Below are 7,194 nucleotides of genomic sequence, written 5' to 3' on the forward strand. Positions count from 1 at the left end.
CGGCGCATCGCATGTCATCGGTAAGGTCTGCTGCCTTGTCAAACCATCTGTTTAAAAAAGGAAGTGTCCATGCCAGCTTGTCTTGTTGCTGCCGTCCTTGCAGCTTTTGGCATGGCGATAACTAGGGTGGATGCTGCTGAGATGCAGCCTTCCGAGCATGCCAATGTGATGGGGGTGGCGCGCTATGTACTGCAGATACCGCCTGCAGAGTACCTTGCCTACTCCGGCAGGTTCGGCGACAAATTTCCGCAAGGCCTGCCGCCTTCTTATGGCTCAGGCTTGCGCTTTCAGGATTATGGCAAGGATGCATCCCTGAACTTCTTGGCGGTAACCGATCGTGGCCCGAATACCGATGCCCCTTTGATCAAAGCCGGCGAAAAAGTCCTGGCGTCCAAGGTTTTCCTGACCCCGGACTTTGCGCCTCGCGTTGGGTTCATCAATGTGCAGCGGACGGGGTCAGCCAAGCTGGTGTCGAGCATCGCACTCAAGCAAAACGGCAAGGCTATCAGCGGGCGGCCTACCGGCCCGGGCAGCAGTGGGTTTTCCGGGGAAATTCCATTAGGCGATGATTTGAAGCCGCTGCGGTTTGACAGCCTTGGTCTGGACCCGGAAGGAATCGACTTCGACAAAGCGGGCAATCTTTGGATTTCAGATGAATACGGGCCTTTTATTGCAAAGGTGAACAGTCAGTCTGGCGAGGTGACGCAGCGGTACTCTCCTGGCATGGGACTACCCGAGATATTGGCCCAACGTCAGCCCAACCGTGGATTTGAAGGCATTGCCGTCACGCCTGGGGGTAAGGTGGTGGCGATCATGCAAAGTACGCTCGATATCAATAACGAAACAAAGGGGACCGCCCAGTTTTTACGTATCGTGACGCTGGACCCCAAGAGCGGTGCAACCCAGATGTTTGCTTATCCGCATGATGGCCCCGTCTACAAAAAAAAGGGTAATGCCAAGATTGGCGACCTGGTCGCCATCGATGAAACGCATTTTTTGTTGATTGAACAGGGTAAGGCCCGGAACAAACAGCTGCGTAACGTGGTCTACCTCGTTGATATCAGTGCGGCACAGGATCTGACGGGCTTGACGCTGGCCAATGGTAAAGCCCTGGAGTATGGCTACGCCAATGACTTGGCCTTGGTCAAGAATAGTGATGCGATTGCAACAAATGTCTCTGCCGGGTTGAGAATGGCCAGGAAGATACCTCTTTTCGATTTACGTGAACTGGGCTGGAAGCCAGAGAAGTCCGAAGGGCTGGCGATTGTTGGCAAGGCGGGTAAGCTGGCGGAGGCCAATGAACTGGCAGTGATCAGTGACAATGATTTTGGTGTGAAAGCCCGTATGAATGGGGTGGAGGATGACCCTGAAGCCTATTTTGTTGATAAGGAAGGTGTGTTGCTCGATAGTAAGGTCAGGCTGACCGATGTAAAATTCCAAATCGGCCCGGGTTCGGAGCCCGCTACCCAGTTGTGGATCATCCAACTACGAAAGCCGCTTAAGGATTTTTTTGCAGTTAATTAAGGGTTGGTGTCTGTACCAGCCTGATGTTTTAGAGTGTGAGACTTACTTGCCCCGCCTTTGGCGGGGCTTTTTTTTTAATCTTGAAGTAAGCCACCCCACTAGCCTGTATTCATCGGCATTCGTCCTGATTTCCTATTTGCGCCTGTAAGAGTTAACAGCTGGTTGCGATGCGTCGTTATGGGAATAATCTGTCCTAACGAAAGCGACAAGACGCCAACGTTAAATAGCTAAATAACCCCGGCCAATAAGGCCAACTTAAATGGAAGAGAAAATCATGAACAAAGAAATGACCCTGTCCGCTCTATTGGCTGCTGCTGTAATGAGCGCTGCCCCTGCAATGGCGGCTAACGAGATGAAAGCCGGTTCGCATATTGCCAAGATTGAAGCCATTGCTGATTATAGCGATGTAAAGCTGGCTCGCGCTCAGCAACAACAGCAGCAACAACAACAGCAACAAAATATTTTGGCTGCTGCGTCACAAGCAGGTGTTTTGTTGGGTACCAGCAATGACAACGGTTTTGATGCTTAATTTTAAATAACCAGACTAATCATATAAGAAAGTAAATCATGAAAAAAGAAATGACTCTGTCCGCCCTATTAGCTGCTGCTGTAATGAGCGCTACCCCTGCAATGGCTGCCCACGATATCAAGGCAGGCTCACATATTGCCAAAATTGAAGCCATTGTTGATTTTAGCGATGTAAAGCTGGCGCGTGCTCAGCAACAACAGCAGCAACAGCAGCAACAACAAAATATTTTGGCTGCTGCGACACAAACCGGTGTGTTGTTGGGTATCAGTAATGACAACGGTTTTGACGCCTGATTTTAGTCAGTAATCGAGTGCGTTGAGTCTATGTGGCTCGGTATGGTGTTCGAAGAAGATGTATTGAATTTGATCACCATTCCGACCATCAGAACAATTGAAAAATCGTATCCGTAATTCACGTGCAATTAAATAGACGCAGGGGCTTGCCATGAGCACTACTCAAATTTATTACTTGTTGCAATGGCCGACAAATACACCGCCATTTGCTTGCGATATTCTGGATGAGCATGTATTGCAATTGACCCACTGGTTGAAAGAGGCCAGCTGGATTGTTCAAAGCGATACATCGCAGGATAACCCTGTGCTGATGCCTGCAGGGCTGACCGAACAAGCATTGAATAAGGCCCTGCTTGCCCCTCACCTCTGCCGGATTTTTTCGTTGTCAGGTAGTACATTGGGGTTGGACGATTGCAAGGAAACATTGCGCGCCTATTTTGCCCATGCCAGTGAATTACAAACAAGGACGATTTCGCCTGAATATCTGCTAGGTGGTGAAATTGAAATAGATTTTGATAGTGTGCATTGCCGCCGTATTGAAGCTGAAAGCAGCGTACTGTGCCGCCCTCCCGGCCAAATGAGCGACGCCGACCGCGCACTGACATTGGAAAAGCTGCATGCAGCAATGGCGATGGTTAATAAGGTAGCCGGCACTGCGGGTGCAATGATACGCAGCGTGACACGGGCAATCCGCATTCGCTGCACAGAAGGCGATGTAACTGCGGCAGAGACTGACCCACGGGATATCGGGGAAATACGTCTACTCAACCCTCATCTGCCAAAAACACGTGTGGTTGATCTGGCTGATGCGCTGATTCATGAGTCATTGCATAACTTCCTTGCGATGTATGAGAACCGGCAAGGGAGTTTTGTTGGTTATGAGCAAACCGCAATGATGCGGCCGGTTTCACCCTGGACAGGAAACCCTATTCCTTATAACGCGTTTACGCATGCCGTATTTATCTATTTTGGTTTGTTCCATTTCTATCGATTATTGTATGCGAGTAGCGATGACCCGCAATTGCGTACAGAGGCTGCGGAGCTAATTGCTAAATGTGCCCGCGGATTCCGGGTGGCGGAATTGGACAAATGTTTGAAATTAATTGGTGACTCGCCAAGCTGGGTGTTTGCGCTCTATCGGAAAATGAGTGTTGATGTACGCAATGTTTATTCATCAAATACGGCTTTGGTCCTTGTTTAATAATTAGGAGGTATCATGCTTATTGCACTGACTTCTCGGGATAGTGGTGATGTTATTAGTGCTTCGCTGAGCCGGCTTAGCGAAGGGAATGCCAACATCGCAACGCTGGATATGGCCGATGTGGTTGAAAAGGCTTATCTGGAGTTGGGTGAAGATGGCTGCTGTAATTTGAATTTCAATGACACGAACTGGCAGCAGCCAATGTTGAATGCAAAGGTTTGTCTTAACCGCGCCCTGATCAATGCTAAAACATTGACGCAAAGTAAAGAAAATACCCGTATTCTGCAAACTGAATTGGAAGATGTATTACGCAGCCATATTAATAATATTCCGCAGGCCAGTGCCAAGGCGGGCATGTATGGATTGTGCGGGGATTATTTGCCACTGTACTTACAATGGCAAAGAGTACAAGCCATTGTGCCCGCTTGCCTCGTACCAAAATATCAATATGCTTTTGGCAGTGTCGCGCCGGAAATTGATGACTTTAAAGCGCCTATTTATAAGTCGGTATTTGATTTCCGTACCTGGAAGCCCAATACCCCACCGCAAAGCCTTTGGCATACGTTTGTTGTCGATCGGCCTGCTGGCCAACCGCTGGTTGCAGTCATCGTTGGTGAAAAAGTTTTTTTCTCGACGGCATTAGAAAGCGAATTGCAACAACGGCTTGAAGCTTACAGCATTTTTATTGCTCAGGCTTTTGGTAGTGAATTTGGCGAGATTTTATATTTTATCGATGGCGACAGTGTCTGTTTTGCGGCACATAGCCATGTTATCCGGCTTGATATCCCATCGCAAAGCCTGGACGATGCCGTCGCTACGGTAGTCCGAAAATATTTAGATTAAGGTTATGTAGTGATAAAGAGAATAACGGCGGGTAATTGGGAGATACCTTTCTGGTTTGGTGCAGTCTCCGCCGTGTTATGTGGTACAGCGTGGTCTCATTCATCGGTGAACTGGGCTGATGCGCGCGAGGTAAAGCTCGGCTATGAAATCGAGCCCGGCGACAATGTGCCGGCCCAGCGTGATACCACTGTGCATTACGTCGTGGCGGATAACACCTTATGGGTGCGTTTTTACGCCAAAGAGGGGGAGGCGGATAAGATACGGGCCAGGATTAGGGAGCGCGACAATATCCAGGGTGATGATGCGGTGGGGGTATTGATTTCTCCTGCTGGTGTGGGTGGTAACGAAGCGTTTCTGTTTTGGGTGTCGGCGGCTGGTGTGCAGATGGACTCGCATTGGAACGAAGCCCGCCAGGAAGAGGATTCGGCTTGGAATGCACGTTGGCAATCTGAGACGCGGAAAGAGGTGGATGGCTATTCAGTAGAGATGGGCATACCGCTGACGCAATTGCCTTTGGCAGCAGACAAGCAACAGAAGTGGGCATTTGATTTTCGCCGTACCCTGCCGCGGGAAGCGAACTATGTACTGGCCAGCCAGAAGATGGATCGATCACGGCCTTGTATGGTGTGCCGGTTCGACCCGGTGGATATGCAGCTTGAGCGGCAATTGACGCTCAGTGAGTTTGAAGGGGCGGTGTCTTGGTTGGAAACGGGCAGTTACCGTACTGAGGACGGCGTGGCGATGCCGAAGAAGCGCGATGGCAATGTGGGGCTAGACCTGACTTGGCGTCCACTGCGCGGTGCGAGTTTGGCACTGGCTTTGAAGCCCGATTTCTCGCAGGTGGAGTCTGATAGTACGCGGTTGAGCAACAACAGCGCCGATGTCTTCGACAACCCCGAGCAGCGGCCGTTTTTTGTAGATGCGAGTAACTCATTCCTGCAATTTCAGCGGCCGTTTTACTCGCGCAATATTGGTGCACCAGACGCTGCAGTCTTTGGCCGATTCAGTTTTGTCGGCGGCGATATGGCGATGTTGTATGCACGTGATACGCAGACAACATTGGTGTTGTCAGGGTTGAGTGGTTCGAACCTGACCGAGTACCGGGCTACCGATGGCACGAAGTTGGACAGTGACAACCTAGCCCTACGGTATCGGCATCAATTCGATAGCATTGGTCAGGTGGCAGTCAGTGTGTTGGGGCGGCAATCATCGGGCTATCAAAACCATGTGGTGGGAGTGGACGGCAGCGCGCAGCTGAATGCTCGATTCAAACTCGATAGCAGCGTGTTGAGTTCCACTACCGATGACCCAAACGGCACACGCAGCAATGGCTTTGCGAGTTTTTTCCGGTTGGGCTACCGCGAGGGTGATTGGTCGGCAAGTGTCGACAGGCAACAGGTGAGCCCGGGTTTTCGTGCTGATCTTGGTTATATGCCCCGCATCAATTTCCGCAAACTGAATGGTTTTGTCCGGCGCGATTTCTTGTTTGACGACAATGCTTTCCTATACCGCGCTGGTTTAGAGACGGATTATTGGGTTCGCCATGATTTGAACGGTGAGCTACAGGACAGGGTGGCGCAACTGGCGATATCTGGCAGCGGGCAAGGACAAACCCAGGCTACTGCATGGTTGATGAGTCGGGCGGGGCGTTATCGGGGGCAGATGTTCAATCGGAGCGGCATTGAGTGGGCATTGGATGCCACACCGATAGATAGTCTGAAGCTCTCATTGCATGGTGTGTTCAGCGGTGAAATCGACCGCGATAACGTCCGCCAAGCGAGGCAGCGCCTCCTGAAGTTGAGCAATAGCTGGATGCCCAGCAACGCACTGCGGTTTGAATTCAGCGCTTCGGGTACGCGTTTGGCAAACAATGGCGAAACCACTTTTACCGAGCGCGCCTTGGATTTGCGCAGCTACTTCTTCTTGAATGAACGTAGCTATCTGCGTGCGATTGTGCGGGATTGGCAGGTGGATCGGGAATTGGCGCGGTATAGCAATCCCAATCGACCGGCCAAGGAGCAGGCGCGCGATTGGCAGCTGATGTATAGCTGGCGTCCTTCCCAAATCTCGACGCTTTATATGGGAGTGGCCAGCGGAAGAGATCTGGAGCAAAGCCCGTTGAATCAGTTCCAGGCCAGGGAGCGCAATTGGTTTATGAAGTTGAATATTGGTTTTGACGGCAATGGCCGGTTCTTTTGAGGATGCCGTTGTGTACCCAATTTTTAGTTTCCACGATGTAGGACGACAAGAGGGGGCATGAGTAAGTGCCCCGTTTATAATACTAAGGAGATGACTGATGGTTATGGAAGCGCTGCCCCCACAAACACCAACGCCCCCCGCTATTTACAGTGGTCAGTCGGATCAGGCCCATTCCCGGTATTGGGATGGCAACCGTGAGTTGGTGGTTTATCTGCAAGGCCAAGTGAAGACGCGTGGAGACGCTGATCTAGAGTTCGGACCAGGCAGTAGTTTGCGTATGGAAGTGATTTCTCCCACGCTAAAGATGACCTTGTACTGGGATGTGAACAGTTGCCGGGTTAGTGGGGCACATACGGGCAACTGTAACGAAACCGACCGGCGAACTGCCGTCAGCGTCTTGAAGCAGCAGCCGACCCCACCGACGCCTCCGCGTGGCTAACCGTCGCACCGCAAAGCCGCCGCCATCAAGGCGGCTTTGTTTATGTGCGCCCAGCATGGGCGCACTCCTGCGGGTGGAAGTCCCGCCGTAAGTTGATCACAGCGAACGAAGTGAAGCGCAACTGCGTGAGGGCGACCGAGCGTGGGAAGGAAGCGTGGATCGTAAA

At 51.2% G+C, this 7,194-nt stretch carries 7 protein-coding genes; all 7 read left to right on the forward strand.

The genetic code is table 11. The annotated features are described in order from the left end of the window. Positions 1-69: 69 nt before the first annotated feature. The 7 genes from CSQ89_RS12330 (at position 70) to CSQ89_RS12360 (ending at position 7,028) form a co-directional block, all read left to right on the forward strand. A complete protein-coding gene (locus tag CSQ89_RS12330) occupies positions 70-1,524 on the forward strand; it encodes an esterase-like activity of phytase family protein (RefSeq protein ID WP_099406455.1) in 1,455 nt (484 codons plus the stop codon). Positions 1,525-1,783: 259 nt separating this feature from the next. After that, positions 1,784-2,053, forward strand: a complete 270-nt coding sequence (locus CSQ89_RS12335; RefSeq protein WP_139022993.1) for a hypothetical protein — start codon at positions 1,784-1,786, stop codon at positions 2,051-2,053. A gap of 38 nt (positions 2,054-2,091) precedes the next feature. Continuing rightward, positions 2,092-2,346 (forward strand): hypothetical protein, encoded by a 255-nt coding sequence (locus tag CSQ89_RS12340; RefSeq protein ID WP_139022992.1) that lies wholly within the window; start codon positions 2,092-2,094, stop codon positions 2,344-2,346. 151 nt (positions 2,347-2,497) lie between these two features. Further along, on the forward strand, positions 2,498-3,547 hold the full coding sequence (locus CSQ89_RS12345) for an HEXXH motif-containing putative peptide modification protein (protein WP_099406458.1): 1,050 nt from the start codon (positions 2,498-2,500) through the stop codon (positions 3,545-3,547). Between the two features lie 15 nt (positions 3,548-3,562). Next, positions 3,563-4,390: a hypothetical protein gene (locus CSQ89_RS12350; protein WP_099406459.1), complete on the forward strand. Its 828-nt coding sequence runs from the start codon at positions 3,563-3,565 to the stop codon at positions 4,388-4,390. Positions 4,391-4,399: 9 nt separating this feature from the next. Next, positions 4,400-6,589 (forward strand): DUF5916 domain-containing protein, encoded by a 2,190-nt coding sequence (locus CSQ89_RS12355; protein WP_139022991.1) that lies wholly within the window; start codon positions 4,400-4,402, stop codon positions 6,587-6,589. A gap of 97 nt (positions 6,590-6,686) precedes the next feature. Then, the gene (locus CSQ89_RS12360) at positions 6,687-7,028 is read left to right on the forward strand and encodes a hypothetical protein (RefSeq protein WP_099406461.1); all 342 of its coding nucleotides are present in this window, start codon (positions 6,687-6,689) and stop codon (positions 7,026-7,028) included. Positions 7,029-7,194 lie beyond the last annotated feature (166 nt).

It is taken from the genome of Chitinimonas sp. BJB300, assembly GCF_002735695.1.
Classification (GTDB): Bacteria; Pseudomonadota; Gammaproteobacteria; order Burkholderiales; family Chitinimonadaceae; genus Chitinimonas.

Excerpts from the sequence above, each read along its gene's own strand:
- CSQ89_RS12330 (WP_099406455.1), top strand. The coding sequence starts at position 70 with ATGCCAGCTTGTCTTGTTGCTGCCGTCCTTGCAGCTTTTGGCATGGCG.
- CSQ89_RS12335 (WP_139022993.1), top strand. The coding sequence starts at position 1,784 with ATGGAAGAGAAAATCATGAACAAAGAAATGACCCTGTCCGCTCTATTG.
- CSQ89_RS12340 (WP_139022992.1), top strand. The coding sequence starts at position 2,092 with ATGAAAAAAGAAATGACTCTGTCCGCCCTATTAGCTGCTGCTGTAATG.
- CSQ89_RS12345 (WP_099406458.1), top strand. The coding sequence starts at position 2,498 with ATGAGCACTACTCAAATTTATTACTTGTTGCAATGGCCGACAAATACA.
- CSQ89_RS12350 (WP_099406459.1), top strand. The coding sequence starts at position 3,563 with ATGCTTATTGCACTGACTTCTCGGGATAGTGGTGATGTTATTAGTGCT.
- CSQ89_RS12360 (WP_099406461.1), top strand. The coding sequence starts at position 6,687 with ATGGTTATGGAAGCGCTGCCCCCACAAACACCAACGCCCCCCGCTATT.